The 21056-nt window shown below is 38.9% G+C and carries 17 protein-coding genes; 5 read left to right on the top strand and 12 right to left on the bottom strand.

What is annotated here, in order from left to right; genetic code table 11:
- Window positions 1-5: 5 nt before the first annotated feature.
- From AC5KOD_RS15835 to AC5KOD_RS15870, 8 genes are all read right to left on the bottom strand, one after another.
- Window positions 6-1166, bottom strand: a complete 1161-nt coding sequence (locus AC5KOD_RS15835; RefSeq protein WP_496915544.1) for a sensor histidine kinase — start codon at window positions 1164-1166, stop codon at window positions 6-8.
- Complete coding sequence (locus AC5KOD_RS15840) at window positions 1163-1864, bottom strand: response regulator transcription factor (protein WP_496915545.1); 702 nt, start codon at window positions 1862-1864, stop codon at window positions 1163-1165. The genes AC5KOD_RS15835 and AC5KOD_RS15840 overlap by 4 nt, the downstream gene beginning before the upstream one ends.
- A gap of 282 nt (window positions 1865-2146) precedes the next feature.
- Window positions 2147-3340 carry a MalY/PatB family protein gene (locus tag AC5KOD_RS15845; protein WP_496915546.1) on the bottom strand — a complete coding sequence of 398 codons (1194 nt, stop codon included), beginning with the start codon at window positions 3338-3340 and terminating at the stop codon, window positions 2147-2149.
- Between the two features lie 21 nt (window positions 3341-3361).
- Window positions 3362-4552 carry an MFS transporter gene (locus tag AC5KOD_RS15850; RefSeq protein WP_496915547.1) on the bottom strand — a complete coding sequence of 397 codons (1191 nt, stop codon included), beginning with the start codon at window positions 4550-4552 and terminating at the stop codon, window positions 3362-3364.
- Window positions 4553-5172: 620 nt separating this feature from the next.
- The gene (locus AC5KOD_RS15855; protein ID WP_496915548.1) at window positions 5173-5919 is read right to left on the bottom strand and encodes a hypothetical protein; all 747 of its coding nucleotides are present in this window, start codon (window positions 5917-5919) and stop codon (window positions 5173-5175) included.
- Between the two features lie 40 nt (window positions 5920-5959).
- Window positions 5960-7177 carry a glutathionylspermidine synthase family protein gene (locus tag AC5KOD_RS15860; RefSeq protein WP_496915549.1) on the bottom strand — a complete coding sequence of 406 codons (1218 nt, stop codon included), beginning with the start codon at window positions 7175-7177 and terminating at the stop codon, window positions 5960-5962.
- Between the two features lie 10 nt (window positions 7178-7187).
- Entirely contained in the window at window positions 7188-8072 is an 885-nt protein-coding gene (locus AC5KOD_RS15865; RefSeq protein ID WP_496915550.1) for a hypothetical protein, read from the bottom strand.
- A 1009-nt stretch (window positions 8073-9081) separates the two neighbouring features.
- Window positions 9082-9678, bottom strand: a complete 597-nt coding sequence (locus tag AC5KOD_RS15870; RefSeq protein WP_496915551.1) for a pentapeptide repeat-containing protein — start codon at window positions 9676-9678, stop codon at window positions 9082-9084.
- A gap of 178 nt (window positions 9679-9856) precedes the next feature.
- Here AC5KOD_RS15870 and AC5KOD_RS15875 point away from each other — a divergent pair, with 178 nt between their 5' ends.
- On the top strand, window positions 9857-10516 hold the full coding sequence (locus AC5KOD_RS15875; RefSeq protein ID WP_496915552.1) for a Type 1 glutamine amidotransferase-like domain-containing protein: 660 nt from the start codon (window positions 9857-9859) through the stop codon (window positions 10514-10516).
- 179 nt (window positions 10517-10695) lie between these two features.
- On the opposite strand, the gene AC5KOD_RS15880 is transcribed toward AC5KOD_RS15875, so the two are convergent.
- Window positions 10696-12297, bottom strand: a complete 1602-nt coding sequence (locus tag AC5KOD_RS15880) for a zinc ribbon domain-containing protein (RefSeq protein ID WP_496915553.1) — start codon at window positions 12295-12297, stop codon at window positions 10696-10698.
- A gap of 262 nt (window positions 12298-12559) precedes the next feature.
- Here AC5KOD_RS15880 and AC5KOD_RS15885 point away from each other — a divergent pair, with 262 nt between their 5' ends.
- Window positions 12560-13312, top strand: coding sequence for a MerR family transcriptional regulator (locus AC5KOD_RS15885; RefSeq protein WP_496915554.1), 753 nt, complete (start codon window positions 12560-12562; stop codon window positions 13310-13312).
- A 73-nt stretch (window positions 13313-13385) separates the two neighbouring features.
- Window positions 13386-14009 (top strand): MBL fold metallo-hydrolase, encoded by a 624-nt coding sequence (locus AC5KOD_RS15890; RefSeq protein WP_496915555.1) that lies wholly within the window; start codon window positions 13386-13388, stop codon window positions 14007-14009.
- A gap of 181 nt (window positions 14010-14190) precedes the next feature.
- Here the strand turns inward: AC5KOD_RS15890 and AC5KOD_RS15895 are convergent, their stop codons facing one another.
- Together AC5KOD_RS15895 and AC5KOD_RS15900 are read right to left on the bottom strand one after the other, a co-directional pair.
- Window positions 14191-15963 carry an ABC transporter ATP-binding protein gene (locus AC5KOD_RS15895; RefSeq protein WP_496915556.1) on the bottom strand — a complete coding sequence of 591 codons (1773 nt, stop codon included), beginning with the start codon at window positions 15961-15963 and terminating at the stop codon, window positions 14191-14193.
- Complete coding sequence (locus AC5KOD_RS15900; RefSeq protein WP_496915557.1) at window positions 15960-17681, bottom strand: ABC transporter ATP-binding protein; 1722 nt, start codon at window positions 17679-17681, stop codon at window positions 15960-15962. Before AC5KOD_RS15900 ends, AC5KOD_RS15895 begins: the two co-directional genes overlap by 4 nt.
- Window positions 17682-17981: 300 nt before the next feature.
- On the opposite strand from AC5KOD_RS15900, the gene AC5KOD_RS15905 reads away from it, so the two are divergent.
- Entirely contained in the window at window positions 17982-18650 is a 669-nt protein-coding gene (locus tag AC5KOD_RS15905; RefSeq protein WP_496915558.1) for a MarR family winged helix-turn-helix transcriptional regulator, read from the top strand.
- Window positions 18651-18719: 69 nt separating this feature from the next.
- Here the strand turns inward: AC5KOD_RS15905 and AC5KOD_RS15910 are convergent, their stop codons facing one another.
- Complete coding sequence (locus AC5KOD_RS15910; protein ID WP_496915559.1) at window positions 18720-20063, bottom strand: APC family permease; 1344 nt, start codon at window positions 20061-20063, stop codon at window positions 18720-18722.
- Window positions 20064-20240: 177 nt separating this feature from the next.
- Here AC5KOD_RS15910 and AC5KOD_RS15915 point away from each other — a divergent pair, with 177 nt between their 5' ends.
- Window positions 20241-20882, top strand: coding sequence for a TetR/AcrR family transcriptional regulator (locus AC5KOD_RS15915; protein ID WP_496915560.1), 642 nt, complete (start codon window positions 20241-20243; stop codon window positions 20880-20882).
- Window positions 20883-21056: the final 174 nt, after the last annotated feature.

A 21056-nucleotide genomic window follows, 5' to 3' on the forward strand; every position in this document is an offset into this window, starting at 1 on the left:
AATCCTTAATGAATGACTTTTTTTATCAAAAAGTAGACACTAAAGCGATTTTCAGTCACTTCAATAGTCAATTTTCCTCTAGTTTGCTCAAGAATATAACTGCTTAAATACAAACCTAAACCAGCGCCATCTTGTTCAGAAACATTTTTCCCTCGATAAAAGCGCTGAGTAAGAAACGGCACATCCTCCGGTTGGGCACTCGTTCCTTGATCATGAATTCCCATTAACACATGAGTCTCCTGTTCCTCAATCGTCACATCAACCTCAGAGTTTGGAGCATATTTAAGACTATTTTGGACGATATTCATAAAAGCTTGGGACAGTCGCTTCGTATCCGTCTCAATCAAAAGAGCTTCATTCACCTTAGGAAACGTACAACGATTTGGTAATTCATAGCGGACTTTTTCAGCCTCATCTGCTAACCATTTCGCCAAGGAAACGACCTCCATTTGAATCGTTAATTGTTCCATATCTGACAGCGCATGTAAAAATAAATCATCTGTTAGCTTGGTCACCTCATCTACTTTTTTCATCAATACATTAAGATAAAGCTGGCTCTTTTCAGCCTGTTCTTTATTTTTTAATGTAAACGTTAGCCCCTCCGCATAAGCTCTGATGGAAGCAATCGGCGTCTTTATATCATGAGATAAGGTTGCTAAAACTGCTTTACGCTCTTTTTCAGCTTGCACTCGACGACGCTCACTTTCTAATAAATCCTTGCGTAACAAATCAAAGGACCAAGTAAACGCACCAAAAGGATTACTCCTTGTATACGGCAAAGGTACCTCTAAGTTTCCCTTGGCCACCTCATAGGCAAAGGATTCTAGCTTTTTAAACGGCCGTAAAAGCACAACGTATATCCAACTAAATAGTCCCAGTGTCAGAAGAGCTAAAAAAATAAGGAAGCCTCGCAATTGAAACTGATAACTCTTTAGCTGACGCTCATTTTCCTCTGCCACTTGACCTTTAAACTGCTCTAACCGTTTTTTTACAGCCCTTTTCTCACTCGATTCTGGCAATTCCTCGATATCATAGCCTATGGCATTTAAAGCAAGAGACTGTTCTCGAAACTCAAACGGTAGGCCAGCCTTCCATACAAATAGCGCAATACCACAAACTAATAATACTAAATAGACTAACAACGGGGGATACAACTTAGGCTTCACAGTGATCCCTCCAATAAATATCCGACTCCCCAAACAGTTTTTAGATAAACAGGTTCAGAAGGGGTTTCCTCTAATTTTTCTCTAAGCCAGCGCATATGAACGGTCAAACTACTCAGCTCGACAATCGTATCATTGCCCCAAGCCAAGTTCAGAAGCTGTTCTTTTGACATCGCTTCGCCCCGATGCTCACATAAAACTAGCAGTAGCTCAAACTCTTTTGGACTAAGCTCAACCAACTGACCAGCTTTTGTAATTTTTCTACTAAGAGAGTCCACCACAATGTTGCCAATCTGATAGCTAGTCACCGCCTTCGTTTCCTTCTCATAGTGATAGCTTCTTCTAAGTAACGCCTCTACCCTAGCAGAAAATTCTACAAGAGAATAAGGCTTCGGGATATAGTCATCTCCACCTAACTGTAGCCCCTTAACTCGGTCCACATCCTCAGTCCGAGCACTCATAAAAATGATCGGAACAGAGTTAGTTTGTCTAATTTCCTGACAAATCTCAAAACCCGTGCCATCAGGTAAATTGACATCAAGCAACACTAGGTCAATCAGATCTTGTCGATAGCACATTAAGGCTTCTTGCTTATTGGTCACATGAATAATCTCATGATTACGTTGTTCTAAAAAATCTTGTGTAATAAAGGCTAAATCTAAGTCGTCTTCCACTAATAATAACGTCGCAATCTTAACCACTTCCTCGTTATTTTTTATTATCCGTTTTCTAGTGTATCATCAATAGCTAGAGCTGTCTTCTCTTTCATTAATCATTATCTTAATAGTAAAAAGCCCCTCAAACAAACTATCCTTGTCCTGAGAGACTTCATTGATTATTTTTAAGGCAATTCATCACTTCTTCTAGTTATGACTAGAAACCGCCATGATTAGAAATACAACATAGCTATCCGATTACTGGCTACAAACACCCGTGTTAACTTGTAACAACTTATCTCCTCTACTTCACTCTGTTAGTTTCTCTTAACCCAATCCTTCCAAGCATTCGACAATTGCTTTAACTCCTTTTTCTAAGATACTTCTAGGACAGGCGATATTCACTCGGAAGAATAAGCCCTCCTCCTGAAAAAAGTCCTCTCCTGTCTGAATGGCAACGCCACTTTCAACCATCTTCTCTCGGAGCTCTTTTCCGGTCAGCTTCAAGCTCGAGACATCAATCCAAACCAGATAGGTCGCTTCTAGTTTAGTGACCTCTGCGTAAGGACAGTGGGCTTCTAGCTCACTTGCTAAATATTGATAGTTCGTATACAAATACTCCGTCAAGGCGTCGACGTAAGCCCCTCCGTGTTCATAGGCTTTTGTCAATCCCAAGTAAGCAAAGCTATTGAGTAAATCATTCGTATGGCTGTAGCTTTTAACTTGATTGATTTTTTCGATAAAGGCCTTATTTTCTGTCATGTAATAAGACACATGTAGCCCCGCCATATTAAAGGTTTTCGTTGGTGCCCCAAGCATGACAACTTGCTGATCATAGTTCAGCTTACGAGCCACTGCCATAATCGGCGTAAAATGATAGCCCGGCATAATCAGATCGGAATGAATTTCATCTGCTACTATCGGAATCTGATACTGCTGACAGATACTAACCATTTTCCTCAGCTCTTCCTCTGTCCAAACTCGGCCCGTTGGATTGTGAGGATTGCAAAGAATGAAAAGCTTAATCTCCTTTTCTTTTGCCAATTGTTCAAATTCCACAAAATCAACTTCAAAGCGACGATCCTTTTTCACAAGCTTAGAGGTAATAACTTGACGATTAGTCGCTAACGGTTCTTTTTCTAACGGTCCATAAGTAGGATTAACCACTAGAACAGCTTCCCCTTCCTCAGTTAAGGCTCGGATTACATTATTTAAAGACACCAATACGTTAGGTGTAAAAAAGAGACTGTCCTTTTCATACACAATGTTATTGCGTTTTAAATGCCAATCAATCGGACTATGAGTATAAGCAAACCCATAAAATCCATAACCGAAAATCCCGTGTTTTGCTCGTTCTACGATAGCTTCTACGACTTCCTTTGGTGCTCTAAAATCAGTATCAGCCACCCACATCGGAATCAGATCCGACGTACCGTACAGTAACTCTAATCCATCCCATTTCCCGGCAATAGTGCCTCTTCTGTCTATTACTTCATCAAAATATGTCTGATCGTATCCCATTATTAGTTCCTCCTTTATTGTTTAAACAATCCTCACAACAAGCTTCTTTTCAACATTTGTCACTAATAAAACGCAGGCGATAATTCCGGCAAAAATCAATGCAACTAAAAATGAAGTGGTTGCTAAATTATCAGAGACTAAGCCCGAAATGCCATTCATAATCATTGGAGAAAAAGCAAATCCTAAGCTAGTCAATGCAGAAAATAAGCTCATCCCCACAGGAACTGATGTGGATTTTAAAAGAGAGGTAATCAAGTAAAGTAAACGAGTCATGACCGTGCCATAGCCTAGCCCGAAAACAAGGGCCCCTCCAACAATCCCGATTTTTAGATGAAGCCCACCAATAATCGCAAGCCCTGTAATCATCAACAAATATCCTGCCAGTAACGTTCGGTTTTTTAACACCTTGATCACCTTGCTTGCAACAAAACCAGCTAAGATCGTGCCTAGGCTGTTAAAAGAAAGAGCTAAGCCCGAGACAGATGAATCACCAATTCCTTTAATGTCAGCATGCAGAGCCATATTATTAGAAAGTGTCGAGCTGAGCATGGTCAGAGTCACCGCCAAAGTAAGTAAGAGGATGATATTAAAATTTGACACGTGATACTTGCTCTGATCGCTTTCCTTTTCCTCTACTCCCGCTTCTGACTTGACTTTTTTTATGACAGGATCGTTTGGCAAAAAGAGCAGCCCAATGATAAACGCTAGCCCCGCCAGTAGAAAAATCCCGTAGTTATACTGCCAGCCATAGACAGCTAAAATCCCGCCAAGAAAAGTCATAGACATCGTGCCTAAGCCTTGGAAGCCAGTCTTTTTCCCCAGCATGGCAGTTCGTTCGTCCCCCTCAAAATAGCGCGCAATCAAAGCAGGGATCGTTGCGGTCATCAGACCACTCCCCGCCCCTAATAGGACTGAAATAGCTAATAGAAAAGTGAAATTAGTTTGATAAAGCAAGGGCAATGCCCCGAGGCTTAAAAGACCAGCACCTTTTAACACAACTGTTTTTTGAGTAAAGAGACTTTGTAATTTTCCCGCTGCGATAGAGGCTAAAAAGCTGAGTAAGGCAGCTAGGGAGATAATCATTTGTAGCTGAGATCGACCAACCTCTGGAAAGGCACTGCCAATCTTGGCAAGAGCAGGGGTAATCCCTGTGGCGATATTAGCCACAATAATCAAGGCAATCAGCCCAATCTGTAACTTCTTTTTTTCCACGATAATAGTCTCCTTTACGATTTCTAATCCTTATACCATACATGTCATTACGATGATTACTCGTTTAGTTTCAAAGAGGCCTCTCCTCATATTAGCCCCATCTGATAACCTACCTACGGCGAGCTGATGCGCGATCGCGAAACGCACAAAAAACCGGAATCAGACTCACAGTCTAATCCCGGTTCAATAGTTGGTAGCTCAAATAATCCCACTCTCTCCCTTTTCATTCCCAAATCCTAAGCTAACATAATTTCTGAATTTTACGAAAAAACTAGAAAAAAGCGCTTAGATTGGGTACAATAAAGAAAGCTAGGGTAAAATCTAGCTATTGGCAACTGGTGACTAGTGTCTGTAGTCTCTGGGCTTCGCAGTAAGATTGCCGTCAAACTGCGAGGCGTGCCATAGAATATTTAATTATCAGGGTGGAGCTAACAGGAACATCGTACACCGAAAAGAAAACGTTGTCAATAACAGGTGTTTTTATATAACAACAAATAAGAGCCACTTCATGAGCCTATAATAGGGCTAATGAGGTGGCTCTTTTAAATAGCAAGAAACGTGCCAAGTTGATTTAAAAAAAGTTAAAATAACTGAATAAAAACGAATTACTCACTTGAGACTTAACCTGCTCGATACCCACCGACACCAGAGCTAACTTCTGAGATTGTCATACCAAAGCCACCAGTCGCACTTCTCGTAAAGCCGAGAAGAAGTAGAAAGCGGTAAAACAGCCCCAAGCTTTTTGGTTTAGGAATCGTTTTTAACTTGCTGCCTCCTTGACTGTTACAAAGGTAGATTGCAATCCCCTGTTTTTGATACTGATAAAGTATTGTCGCTAAATCATCTTGCAACTCATTTGTTCGGACGGCTATTTCCTTGATCCCATGCTTTTTTAAATAAGCTGCTGATGGCATATCCTGAGACACGACACACCACCGATTATCAAAGGTTCCCGGTTTTCTCTTCATGCCTTTTAAGCGGTTTGTGTCTAAAAGAAATGCAGGATTGGCTGTGTTTGATAAAGTTAATCTGGCTAATTGTTCGCCACCTTTTTTTAGACTTTCAACAATGTTCTGATTCGGTACTACTGCTGATCGATCACCAGGAACACCATTGTATAATGGCACGGGGCGGTAACCAATTTTCGCTACAGCCAGCCCTTCCTTGACGCCTAAATCACTGGGTAAATCAATAATCAGTAGTCTATCTGCTTGATAGCTAGCCCAATCACCTGTTGCCTGTCCTGTCACGCCTTTACGGTAAGCAGTTGCCAATTTCATATTCATAAAAATAACAGGCTTTGCCCACTGCGTCCACATTGCTGTATCTGGTGCCCATTTTTTATATAGCTCTAATTCCTCGTTCATCGTTCCTCCTTGTATCGCATCTTCTTTATAAATCTACCTACTAGACTTCATTTCGTTTTATGATGATTGGGATATCTTTTGCCTTTTCATCAATTCTTGCATAGGGACTGATTCGTCCGTAGAGCCCAGAAAAAACACCATCGACAACAAAAACGCCTATACACAGATGAAACTCTTTGCCATCATCAGTCTGGATCGGTTGACTGTCAAATCGTTTTTGGACGATCCATTCTTTTTTTCTTTTCTGAGCTTCCTTACTAATTCGTTTAAACTCTTTTTCACTGGTCGCTTCTTTAATGGTAATATCGCCACCAACACGCCCAAAAACTGGTTTATAAATATAGTCTGGCTCATCATAATTCAACTGATAAACCTTCTTCGTTTCAGGTAGCAATTGCCGCCATAAGCTAGTATCAGCCTTCAATTTATCCCAAATTAACGGTAAACTCTTCGGCTGAGTGAGCATTGCAACGGGATGGTTACACGACGGTGTCAGAGTTGAATAATACCCTTGCCAATCAGCTGAAAACGGCAGTCTTGGCATCCATTCTAACGGAAAAAAACGAATTATTCCCGCCAAGGGCTCCTGTTGATTGTCCAACAAGCTATACGCTTGTTTTTCCTTAAATTTAACATGATCCGGTGCCAAGTAAACCGACTTATAGCCTTTGGTTTCAAAAAAATCACCCATAAACTGCATAACCTGCCGATCATCTGCATAGGATGTCGCATGAACAAAGCCAATCGTACTCTCAGGCCTAATCCGCTGTTCAAAGGCTTCGAACAAATGAGTAGAAAAATTCTCAGACGGCACTGTCTCTGGGAAAAATCGTGACGCAATTTCAGGCAGTATCGAACTCTCTGCAAAACCTCCGGGCACATCGCTATTAACCTCTGAAATCTGCCAGCCATCTGTTGTTGGATGAAAATCAAAACGCATTAAGCGAACATGCTCTTCCTTTCGGTAATTCGTCGCTTTTTCCATGCTACGGCACATTGTCCGTGGCAGACCTAGCTCTCGTGCATAATCGAGATGAGTCAAGAGCTCCGTCTCCATCTCCGTTGTTTCAACTGCCAACTGCTCAGCCATTTTAGTAAGCTCTTCGACTACCGCTTCGTCCAACACAGCGACATAGTCACTCACCGTATTGGCATCCTCCACTTGTGGGTCCCATTTATATGCTTGAAAAATGACTTCATAACGATAATCCGAATAGTCAGCCTCAGGCACTTTTTTTAGTTGAATCTGTCCTTTCAAAGGTTACCTCCTAAAACTGAGGCATCAACACGCCTAATGCAAAAATCGCATATACAAAATAAGCTATTGATACTCCAATCGATTTTATTTTTATCTCTCTTTCACTTAGCGAATCCGCTTGACTCCTAAACATAAATCGCTCAACAACTACCGCCAAAATGGCCAATGGTAGCACCGGCCAGCCGCTCATAAACTCACTCACTGTTACTGAAAACGAGGTCCAATCCCCTGAGGAAGCTCGCGCCAAAATCAACCCTGACGCTGCCAAATATGCAGCAAATCGTATGCCACTCCCGAGCTCAAACTCCCTCGTAATCGACTCAACAATCCCTGTCAGTTGATTAATTAACAGACCCAAAATTAGCCAAGTAATCGTCCCTAAACCACCTGCAAAAACAACCGTCCACCAGCCAGGGCCATCACCAATATTAGCCCCTGCATAAATCAGTGAACTGCCAATTATTGCCCCAGTCAACATAATCAAAGATGACTTATTTTTTCCCATCAGGACATCGTCCTCATACGAAAAGGACCACATTAATAGCATGCCATCAAAACTCAAAGCTAGCCATGCTATTCCTAAAAATAAATACATAAGAACGTATGACATCTCCCCAACCACATCCCAAGATGCAACTGTTATCAGTGTCAGCAAATATAGTAATACTGGAATGATTGGCAATAAAGATAGATACAGCCGTCGCCTCGGCTGATTAAAAAAGCGAGTAACCCGAATGGCTTTTAGATACCATCCCCGTAAAAAATAAAAACTCGTACAAAGAGATAGCCCCATAATAAAGCCTTCTCCAAACGAAAAGTATAATATTTCCCAGCAAAATACCATGATTATTAATGAAATCCAGAATACTAATTTTATGTTATGTTTGATAGCCATTGATCTCTCCTCTACAATCGTTAGTAATAAACGTCCTATTAAATTGTACTACAATTTAGTGCTAGAGTCATAGGTTCATTTGATTTTTCTACGGGTGGGATGACATTAATAAAATGATAATTGATTAATTACTCATGTACATTATTAACAAGTATTAAAATCGTATTTCACAACCTTTAGTTAACAAAAAAATGCCTTAATTTTAAGACTGGACATAAAATCAAGGCATTACTATATAAATGATTGTGCTTATTAATGGCTACTTCCATCCGAATAACATTTTGTATTCAACGCTAGTTATTGTTATTCCATCTAAAATTCTCGATCTGTTCATGTCCGTCAAACACGGACATACATCACCCCTATTTTTGTTATATTAATTCTTTTATCACTCTTACGAACACTGATACTATCATCTTTCAAAAGAATAAGCCATTAATTGTAACGTTGTTTCCTACATGTACGCTTTTAACGGACATCCTCTTTTTTTATTGCTTGAATATTGTTATTTTTATGTATTTGCTACTGCTAACAACGAAAATTAGCAGCTCTGTTATTCCAACTAAAATTCTCGATCTGTTCATGTACGCCAAACACGGACATACATCAATCCTATTTTCGTTATGTTAATACCTTTATTACTCTAACAAACGCTGATATTATCATCTTTTTCAAAAATAAGCCGTTGATTGTAACGTTGTTTCCAACATGTACGCTTTTGGCGGACATATGATTTCAACAACACCGAATATATGTTATTAATACGTTTTAACGTTAATAAATTAACTCGTAATAACTGTTTAACCTTAATTATATCACAGCTAAGCACGTATTGTCTAATCCAGTTCTTTCCATATTTTGAGCTAATCTACCCTAATTAGCTATCATTGACTTTGACCGCTTCTTGAAAAGGCTTTAAAATCAACGTTTCTCTATTTCTACGGATTTTTTAGAAGGAAGATAAAAAGAAAAGTGGTAAGTTAATAACCAGATGAAGTCTCTATTGGTTCTACTTATTAACATTGTCTAATATCCATTTAACCGCATGCTCTCCCTCTAAAATTTTAGGTTCCTCTAAAGATCCTATATTAATTGACTTAATCATAGCTAAATCTATATTTATTATATTTTTTAAAGTAACTCCTTTAAAGATTGTTTCATCAATATTCGTTAACTCAAAATCTATATTTTCTAAAAAAGAATTCGTAAAATTAGCTTCTCTTAAATCACTTGATACAAACGAACTATTCTTTATGAGCGTGCCAGAAAAATTACTTTCAGTTAATTCAGCTTTAAAAAAATTTGTATCACTAATAACAGACTTAACAAATGAAGTATAATCTGCTTCGCTTTTCACATATATCCCTTGAATAATTTGTGTATCTGAAAAAACAGATGAATATAAGCTCGCTCTATAAAAATCGACATTTTCCAATCTCATACTCCCAAACGAACAAGCTGTCAGAAAACTTTCTGATAGATCAACATTTTTAAACTCTTTCTTTTTAAAAGTAATTTCATCCAAAATAAGTTTTTCACCTTTTTTACCCAATGTTTCAATGTAACTTTCATGAGATTTAATTTTTTTATCAATATCAATTTTCACTGGTCTTTTCTCCTTTGGCTTTCATCACTGAGTAAGCTGCCACATAAATACCTTATTTTCATTCTACATCGCTCTCCTATTTTATAATTGAAACTAGCTAGCTAACATGTTATGGTGGTGTAAATGATTCTCTTATAGTAATAAGAGGCCTTTCATTCATCCTAAGGAGGTTTTCACCATGATTCAACTATTGTTCAATCTCTACAATTTTCATGAAGACTGGGCCTATCCCCAAGTCTCACCCTTCATAAAAGCTGATATGAATGTGACTGTTCTACCATTTTCTTTTGCTGAGGGAGAGCTGACCTCTGAAAATTGGCACCAATTTTATGGACCAGATGGCGCCTTTTATCAAGAAGTCATCACGCCATTTACTACTTTTGGTATTCCTGAAAGCAAGATTACCTTTATTAATTATTTTACTACAACATCTTCTGAATTGAAAAAGGCCATCAAACAATCAAACATTATTTTCCTGACAGGTGGCTTGCCCGATCAAATGATGACACGCTTTAAGACACTGGCTATTACAAACTCTCTAGAGAACTTTACAGGGATTCTAATTGGCAGTAGTGCTGGCGCAATGGTTCAACTGAAAAATTATCATATTACACCTGATGCTGATTATGAGCACTTTAGTTATCAGAACGGACTTGATTTAATCACAAACTTTGGCATAGAAGTTCATTTTGAGCACTCTCCAGAACAACTGAAATCAATTAAGCGAGTCCTTTCAGAAACCAACACGCCCTTGATCTATGCAATGGAAAATAACGGGGGCTTGATTGTTGAGAACAATCACGTCACATCTGTCGGAACCGTCCAGCTTTATCAATAATGAAAAAGAAGCTATGATAAAAATCGAAAAATCGGTTCTTTCGATTGAACGATTTTTATAAAGTTATCGAAAGAGCAGACTTTTTGGACGCGTTTATCATGTAATATACGTGCAACAAAAAAAGGGCGTGACTTATGTCACAGCCCCTTTACATTTATTTTTCCACTCATACTACCAGACTAAATTTTTTCACCATCACCGGCGCCTAAACCTAATTCAATTTTTTGAAAACCATCATCACTTTTTTGTAATTTCTTGACAGCTGCATCCATTGTTTCCTCAAAGACAATAGGTAACACAATTTCATTAGCATAATCCAATTTATCCTTAACAACTGGGACTTCTAAAAAGCCACGAGATTCATATCTTGTCATTTTTTCAGACGTACCTTGGGCAGACATCGTTGCCTCAACCTTATAAATCGATTGAATATCAAATACTGGTTCGCCTGTTTCCGAATCAGTTTCGATCCGTAAATAACTTTCTTGACGCGTAATTTCAAACTTAATATCTGCTCCCATTGCCTTTAAATCAGCATCAGTAATATCTAAGTTAAAATCTTCAAGCTTAATCGTGTCATAATATTTCTTGCTTAATTCATCAATTTTCTCTAAGCTCTTGCCTAAATCCCCAACATCCATCGGGCTTTTCAGGTCCGCCACTTTCACTTTAAGGGTACTTCCACGTTTTAATTTTTTCCCTTTTTTCAGTAATTCTTTGTTCACATCAGGCGCGACTTTTAGCTCAACACTATCGTCATTAGACAGATTTCCATCATCTCTAACTTTACTGAATAGTTTATCTGATGCAACTTTATATGGACTCTTCTTTACTTCAAGTTTGCCAAATCCGTTATAGCCTGTGAATGAATAATCGACATCATCCAGGACATCTTCTACTGTCACTTCCTTAATCTCTTTAAGCCCTTCTACTTCAATTTTTTTCGAGCCTTCTTCGATCAATTTGTTTTTATCAGAATTTTTATCTTCAACTGTGAAAGATATTTTTGACCCATTTGATAAATCAGCCGTCTTAGACAGCTTATACGTCACTTGATCTGCCATTTTTTCTGCTTGCTCTAATTTCAAGCTTAATTTAACATCGCCTTTATATTTTTTCAATATGGCTTTGTCGTTTTTAATTAATTTATCAATGTCTTTAGAAGAAATTCCGGCTTTTTTCATTGACTTTTCTGATACTAACGTTGCAATTTTATCTTCATTATAACTCGCAGTTCCAATCGTATCATAGCCTGTAAATTCGATTTTAGCCTTTTCTATAATATCAATCGGTCGACCAGAAATAACTTTATATCCTAAGAAACCACCGACAGCCAAGACCACTAAGACCACGACAGCAATTACTAAGCCCTTCTTTTTAGAAGAAGTTTTAGGTTTTTTCTCACTAAGATCTTGGCTAGCTTCAGGCTGTTTTTTACTTTCTTCAGGTAGGCTGACAGGTGCTTCCTCCTGCTCTTCCTTTTCTTCTAACGAACTAGCAGGAACTTCCGCCTGTTCTTCACTTTCTTCGGACGAACTAGCAGGAACTTCCACCTGTTCTTCCTTTTCTTCTAACGAACTAGCAGGTGTTTCCTCGTGCTCTTCAGTTGTTGATTCCTCATTGACTGTTTCTGTTTCAGATGCTGACTCAATGACAGCTGCTTCCTCTTCGGTAGACGTTTCTTGAACATTAACCGTTGCCTCTTCTAATTTTTCACCACATGCCGAACAAAATACTGACTCTTCTGGTTGTTCAGCTCCACACTTCATACACTTTTTCATTTAAACTCTTCTCCTTATGCTTGTTAATATCTAATCACAAATTATCATATCATGTAATTTTTGAGCTTTCTACTACTAATACCTCTGAACTTGCTAAAAGGTTACAAACAAAAATAATTTTTTTGATTATTTTTCTCCCATTCATCACCGCTTATCTATTTCAAACTTTTTCCAAAATAAAGTCGTCAATTTATCTCTTGACCTTTACGTTACGTCATAGTCTATAGTATAGTTGTCAGTAACTAATCGAGAGGAAAAACTAATGGAATACACCATAAATAAACTAGCAAAATTAGCAGGCATTACGACGCGAACTTTGCGCTACTATGACCAGATTGGTTTACTTAACCCTAGTCACACCACTCAATCTGGTTATCGGATTTACGGAAAAAAAGAAGTCGATAAGCTGCAGCAAATTCTCTTCTTTCGTGAACTCGAACTCAGTTTGGATCACATCGCCACTATCCTTAACCAGCCCGAAATAGATTATCTGACATTACTAGAAGCCCATCGTGAGTCACTTGTTTTAAAAAATCAGCGCCTAACCGCCTTGATTAGCACGATTGACACAACGATTGCGGCACAAAAAGGAGACTTAATAATGACTGATAAACAAAAATTTGAAGCCTTTAAACAACAATTAGTCGAAGAAAATGAAAGTAAATATGGACAAGAAATTCGTAGCAACTACGGCGAGGAACGTGTCGAGCAATCTAATGCTGCGATGATGAATCTAAGCGAAGCAGATTATCAAAAAAGAGAAGCCAATGAACAAAAAATGCTAGGGCTTTTGTCAAAGCATGCAGAAATGACAATTCCCTCAACAGATGCCTTCGATATTTTCACCTTACATAAAGAATGGTTATCACAGGCTTGGGGACGATATAAAGCTGAAGACCATAAGGGACTTGGCAATATATACGTGTTAACGCCTGACTTTACTGCTTATTACGACAGCAAAGCCGGCACAGGTGCCACTCTTGTACTGAATGACATTATCCAATATTACGCTTAAAAACAGTTTTCTTTGTCAGCCCCACTCTTTTTCGTTATACTAGAAATTGTAGAGAAAGAGAGGGATTGTTAAAATGATTAACGTTAAATATTTTGTGACTACTGGCCCAGCAGAGGAAAATTGTTACCTCATCTATAATGAAGAGAACCTATTAGTAATTGATCCGGGAAATGATAGCTCATTGATTCAAACTTACATCAAAGAACTCGATCGAACGCCTGTCGCGATTCTTTTAACTCACACTCATTATGATCATATTGGAGCAGTTGAAGACATTCGTCATGCTTATAAGATTCCTGTGTATGTCAGTCCACTCGAGCAGGAATGGCTAGGAAATACACAGTATAATTTGTCAGCCATGGGCGGTCGACCAATTATTGTCGAGCCAGCAGAGTATGAGTTTGAAATGAAAGAATACACGATTGGTGGCATGACCTTTGAAGTGGTGCCAACACCGGGACATTCTATAGGCGGCGTTAGTTTGATTTTCCATAGCGACCGTTTTGTCGTCACTGGTGACGCCCTTTTTGCAGGAAGTATTGGCCGAACCGATCTTTATACGGGAAACATGGCTCAACTACTCGAAAGTGTGCAAACTCACTTATTCACGTTACCTGAGGATTACGTTGTCTATCCAGGGCACCGAGGTCCAACAACAATCGGGCAAGAGATTACAACAAACCCATTTTTTAATTAAGCTGGGACATAAAGTCGTTTTGCTCCGAGCAATCTCGAAAAACCCGAACAATCGGTAATTTCGATTGCTCGGGTTTTGAGAAATTGCCGAGAGAGCAGACTTTTGGAGCGCGTTTGTCACATAACATACGTGAAATAAAGGATGGGTGAGACTTTTGTCCCATCTTCCCCTCTACTCCTTTTTAAGCCGCTGCTTGAGCAAATTGGCTATAGTAGATTGTAGCGTACTCACCAGCTTTTTCCAATAATTCCTGCTGATTGCCCATCTCAACAATTCGCCCTTCCTTCATTACTAGGATTCGATCAGCATCATAAATTGTCGATAGTCGATGAGCCACAACAAAGCTCGTCCGCCCTTTCATTAATTCCTTCATGCCTTTTTGAATCAATAATTCAGTGCGACTATCAACATTAGAGGTTGCTTCATCAAGAATGAGTATGTCTGGATTGGCCACCAAAGCCCGAGCAATTGTCAACAATTGCTTTTGTCCTTGGGATAAATTACTAACCTCTTCATTCAACAGCGTTCCGTATCCCTCAGGCAAGGTTTGAATAAAATCATCTGCAAAGGCTGCTTTAGCTGCTTGTTTAATGTCTTCAATACTAGCCTGACTATTACCGTATTGCAGATTCTCAAGGATAGTCCCTGAAAATAACCACGTATCCTGTAGTACCATTCCCAATCGTTGACGCAATTCTTTGTAAGTCAATTGACGAGTATCTACGCCTTCTAATCGAATGGCTCCTCCTTGAAGCTCATAAAAGCGTTCCAATAAATTAATCAAAGTCGACTTCCCAGCACCAGTATGACCGACAATCGCAATCGTCTCACCAGCTTTTACCTTCAAATTAAACTCTTTAAGCAATGGCTGATCATAGCCAAAGGTTACATGATCGAATTCAACTTTTGCTTGACTTGATTTAGCCGCCAAATACGGTGAGTGCTCCACAACTTCGTCCTCATCTAATACGCTGAACACTCGTTTAGCCGACGCAGTCGCTGACAACAAATTACTCCATATTTGACCTGTTTGAATCAATGGATTTGAGAACTCACCAGAATATTGTAGGAAAGCCTGCATATCCCCAATCGTAATCGTCCCACTCATAACCTTCATCCCACCAAGAATCGCAATCAGCACATACACCAAATTTTGTAGACTCATGAGAGTCGGCATCATACTACCCCCAAAGGTCTGGGCCTTCCAGCCAGCAGTCGCCATTTGATTATTAGTTGTCATAAAAGTGGCAAGTTCAGCCTCCTCACGATTGTAGCTTTTAAGTAAAGCAAACCCTTGATACGTTTCTTCAATTTGTGTATTTAAATCACCTTGAAACCCTAGATAGCGCTGATTATGCTTAGTTGTATACGGCGTTAATACTTTCATCACCACAAGACTAGCGGGAATTAAAAGCAGCGCAACTAACGTAAGCTGCCAACTGATGGTCAGCATGAAAATAAAGACTCCTACTAACATCACAAAACTACTCATCATGTCTGTTAAACCCGATTGTAGCGTCGTGACAATGTTTTCCAGGTCATTGATGGCAATCGACATCAACTTCCCTTTTGCTTGTCGTTCCAAGTAACTAATCGGCAAGTGATTCATCTTGATTTTTAATTGTTGCCGCAAGCTAAAAATAACACGCTGACTAATCACCAACATCAAACGTTGTTGCAAAAATGTCATCATAAAAATCCCCAGCATTAAACTTGCGACTAACAATAGTTGCTTTAATAATGGTGTATAAGAGAATGCCTGACTACCTAAACTGTCGAAAATCAGTGTGGTGCTATTCCCTAACATTTTTGGCATTATAACTTGAAATAACGTTCCAGTAATGGCTAATACTAACGCAACTAACAATAAATAGCGGCTTCCTTTAAGATATCCTAACAGACGGGTCATGGTACGGGTCATTTCTTTGCCATTGGCTTCATTTTGTTTGTTCATGCTGCCACCTCTTCTTCCATTTGTGACGCTACAATTTCTTGGTATACCTCATTTTTTGCGAGTAATTCCATATGGGTTCCCGTTCCAACTACCTTCCCCTGATCCAAAACAACAATAACATCTGCTTCAACAATTGTATTAACTCGTTGTGCTACAATAATTGTTAACTTGTCTGCTAAGGCCTCTTTTAATCCTAAACGAATCGCTCGATCAGTCTTAAAATCTAAAGCCGAAAAGGAATCATCAAAAATATAAATAGCAGCTTCTGTAAGTAGGGTCCTCGCAATACACAGACGCTGCTTTTGTCCGCCAGAAAAATTATCCCCGCCCGCTTCTACTTGACTGTCTAGACCAGATGGTAAGTTGCTCACAAATTGACGAGCTTCCGCCAAGTCCAGTGCTCGCCACAGCTCTGCTTCTGTAGCATCTGCTTTTGCCAATAATAAATTAGACCGAATCGTTCCTCGAAAAAGAGTCGCTTTCTGCGGCGTTACACTAATTTCTTCATTCAATGCACGACGTTCTATTGAGTCAAGTGGTCGTTGTTGCCAATACAGTTGACTAGCCGTTGGGTCGTATTCTCGATTAAGCAACTGTAGTAAGGTCGACTTTCCATCCCCCGTGCCGCCAATTATCGCTAGAACTTGACCGGGTTTTGCTTTAAAACTGACCTCTTCTAAAACGGCTTTAGTCGCTCCCGGATAGCTAAAGCTAACCTTTTCTAAAACTAGACCTGATGCGACATTTTCAGATACTTCTGACTGTTTGTTAGCAGGTCGTTGTGGCGCCATTTCCAATACTTCATTGATACGCTTAGCAGAAACTTGTCCTTTGGGAACAGCTAGAATAACACTTGTTAATATCGCAAAACCCATTAAAATTTGTCCTGTATAGGTTAAGACAGCCATAATTGTTCCGATTTCACTAATTCCATTAACAACATCATGACTCCCAATCCATAATACCACCAAGGTCGTCAAATTCATCACCAAGCTAATTAATGGAATAAACACACTCATAATCGTCCCTGCTTTAATCGATACTTTTTGATAGGTTTGATTACTTGCCTGATAATTGCGTTCTTCTAAGGTTTCTTGATTAAATGCCCGAATGACTTTGGCTCCCGTTATGCCCTCGCGAAATATCGCATTCAACCGATCCACTGTTTGTTGCATTTTTTCATACAGAGGATTAGCAATCTTATGAACGACGATTGCCGCCACAACTAGAACTGGTAACACAGCTAAGCAAACCAATGCCAATTTTGGACTCAATAAATAAGTCAATGTGATACCACCGATTAAATAAAGTGGCGCAAGAACTAAAAATTTTAGACACATTGACACCAAATTTTGAACTTGACTGACATCTGTGATATTACGCGTAATCAGTGATGAGGTACCAAAATGATCGTAATCCTCCCTAGAAAAACTTAGCACCTTCTGATAAACCAATTCTCGCAATCGATTACCGAACTTGAAGGACACTCGTGAAGCAATCACCGTATTAAGATAGGCAGCAAGTAAGCTGATAATAGTAAGAAGAATCATCACTCTTCCCTGATGCCAAATAACGTCACCATTTCCTCCTAAAACACCTTTATTCACCATATCTGCTGTTAAATAGGGAAGATAAAGTGACGTCCCTACTTGGATAACTAAAAAAAATAAAGCAGCAATTACCGCTCCTTTGGATACGTATTTCACTAATTTCATCATCATTCATCACTCATTTCAGATGAAGATCACCTATGCAGGTTCTTCACCTTATTTATTTAGACAGGTACCTTACTGAATTGAATTGTAAAGGTACCTGTCTAAATTGTCAAGCGAATTATTTTAATAGTTTCAGCAACAATACAAATGAAAAAATCTGTTTCTATATTAGTTCACCATTTTATACCTATGAAAAAAAATAGGAAAAACATTCACCTTGACAAATTAATCAGGTACCTTTACAATGTGAATATACAGGTACCTGATTATATTAAACTGACTATACTATTAGGAGGAATTTTTATGACAGACGAACCATTATACACAAGCGAAGAATTAACTGAGCGCTTTATTACTCTAGAATCGTTGATGCACCGCCACTTTCAAAAAAAGAGACACGGCCAAGGTCTAGCGGCTAATCCTCACAAGGGGCAAGGGCGAGTACTGAGCCTTTTAAATCTCCAACCAGTGATTACTCAAAAAGAACTCTCATACTTATTAGACATGCGTCCTCAGTCACTTGGCGAGCTATTAGCGAAATTGGAAAATGCTGGCTTTATTACCCGAGAACCCTCAGAGCAGGATCGGCGAATTATGACCATTACGTTAACAGAGGAAGGAAAAAAAGCAGCTGATGCTCTAGCAGAACCTCAAACTGAACAAACAATTTTTGATCATCTAACAGAACTTGAGCAACAACAATTTGGTCAGATAATGACCAAATTAATTACCGAGTTGGAAAAAGAAGTTCCCAAAGACCCACGACGTGGATTTGGTGGGCGCCCTCGGCGAGGTCCAAGAGGTGCCTTTGATCCACGAATGGGTATGCCCGGTTTTGGCGGTCATAGACCAATGCCTGACCAACCAGCCCCTCACGACTTTGATCCTCGATCTGGCTTTGGTTCTCATGCTGATTTTGACCCCCGCAGAGATTTTCCTTTTCGTGGTCCTGATTCAGACGAACAAGATTAATATTTCTACTATCAAAAAAAACCACCTCAGCTACTTTATTTCTAAAGTAACTGAGGTGGTTCAATTATGTTAGTTAGCTCTTTTCTGATAATAAAGATAGCCCGCTAAGCAGAATAAGAAGCAAATAAGAATAAAAATTGGTACATATTGCGGATTAGAGACAATCCCCCCAACCACAATAATCAAACTACCTAGCACACCAAAAATAGGGGCAATTAAGCCTTTAAAGGTGCTTTTTATCTCTCCTTTAATTTTCATACGGATAATTTTAATATAGAGAATCGGATAGCACATATAGCCAAAAACTATCGCTATTTCACTAATATCGCCACCGGCTAAAATTCCTGTCTTCTGTGTCAAGTAATGAATCAACATCCAAAATAAGGAACAACCTAATGAGACACCGAAAGAGGCAAAAGATAATTGTTTCTTAAAATCTATCTTAGCTATTTTTTCAGCCTGAGGAATCATTCCTTTACTCGCTAGAGCTTGAGGCATCCGCAGATTTCCTAATGTTACACCATTTGTTACACCTAAAACCGAGATAATCACAAACAAAGTAATTATCGTGCCGCCACTTGGTCCCATCAGCCACTCACCTACTGCATAGACTGCCTGATCACCCGCCGCTAGTATGTACTCAGAGCCGAGCATCTTATTCATTCCCAGAAAATAAGTGACATACACTGCTAAGACAATCAACGGACCGATTGTTAAAGCCAGAGGCATCGTCCGTTTCGGATTTTTAATCTCATTTGTAATACTCGTTGAAATTGGCCAACCATCATAAGAAAACGCAACAGGCGCTAGAGCCGCCAACCATCCCCAACCAACATTGGTCAAAGGTACTGCCGTTAAATCGGCTGGGATTTCTGGATGACCTTTTGTCCAAAAGAAGCCAATTAAAGCAATCCCAATCAATGGCACTAATTTAACATAGGTTGACACAATTTGAAAATAGCCACCTAATCTTAAGGAAATAAAATTCATACCGTAAATAATCAAAATATACACCAGACCTATAAGCACTTGCCACTCCAAATTATTAGGTAATCCTAAAATAATCAAAGTATAAATCCCTGCTGCCCATGCAACCACCACATTAATTGTCGGATAGTACAAAAAAGTCTGAAACCAACCAAATGCACTGGCCATCTTTGGTGAAATAAATGCTTCAAAATAACCGACCAAGCCACCACTTTTATCGGTTCTAATTGATAATTCCGTTAAACTAATACTACCAAAAATAATACTAAACGCGCCAATACAGAGTACTAATACCCCAAGAAGAACATTGCCTCCAGTCATTCGCAGAATGTCGTCAGCCTTAAAAAAGATACCGGAACCGATACAGATGCCAACAATCATCGTGACGGCCGTCATCAGTCCATAGTGTTGCTCTTTATTTTCCATTAATGTTTTTCCCCACCTACTTTAATAATGTAAAAATTATAGCATACTTACTGCTTTAAATTAGCATTATGTTAACATTTATGAAATTTTCTCATTTTTTTTAACAAAGCTAAGGTAACACATCTGACTTATTCCATAGTATACTTATAGAAAGACACTGGAAGGAGTTTTAACTAAATGACTCAACGCTACAATTCTGAAGAGACTATTAATGATATTTTAGACGCTTCAACCCGTCTATTTAAGCAAAAAGGCTATGAAAAAACCTCTATCCAAGATATCGTGAATGAATTAGACGGACTAACCCGTGGCGCCATTTATCATCATTTTCAATCCAAAGATGACATTGTCGATGCTGTCGTGAAACGTTTCATCCTAAATCCCGCGACAATTGAAAAAATTACTCGTAACGCTGAACTAAATGGTCTAGAAAAACTCCAGTTACTTTTTCTAGAAGGGTTATCAAATGAAGAAACGCTGACAGCTTTTCGCACTAGTCACACACTTTTGGATAACCCCAAACTTTTTATGAGACATACTAGAAACAATAACGAGATCATTGCCCCTTATATTGAACAACTGATTGTTGAAGGAAATGAAGACGGCTCGATACAGACCCCTTATCCCAAACAAATGGCAGAAATCATCATTTTCCTATTGATTACTTGGTTTACTACTGCTTTATATCCGACTGATGAAACCTCCTTTTGGGACAAAACGTCGGCTGCAAAATATGTCCTTGAATCAGCTGGAATTAACATTTTAAGTGATGAAATCATGGCTACCATAAAAGCTAAAATAACCAGTACCCAACAATAATTAATCGAGGATTAATTACTTTTAGAACACCTTTGTCATATAATTTACATGAAGAAGAGCTTGGGACATAAGTCTCAGGATAAATAAAATAGAAGACCGAAAATCGTAAAAATGATTTTCAGTCTTCTGTTTTTTAGTTTATTGGGAGAATTAGTCTTGTTTGATCGCTTATTT

The sequence above is a fragment of the Vagococcus sp. WN80Y genome (assembly GCF_059621045.1).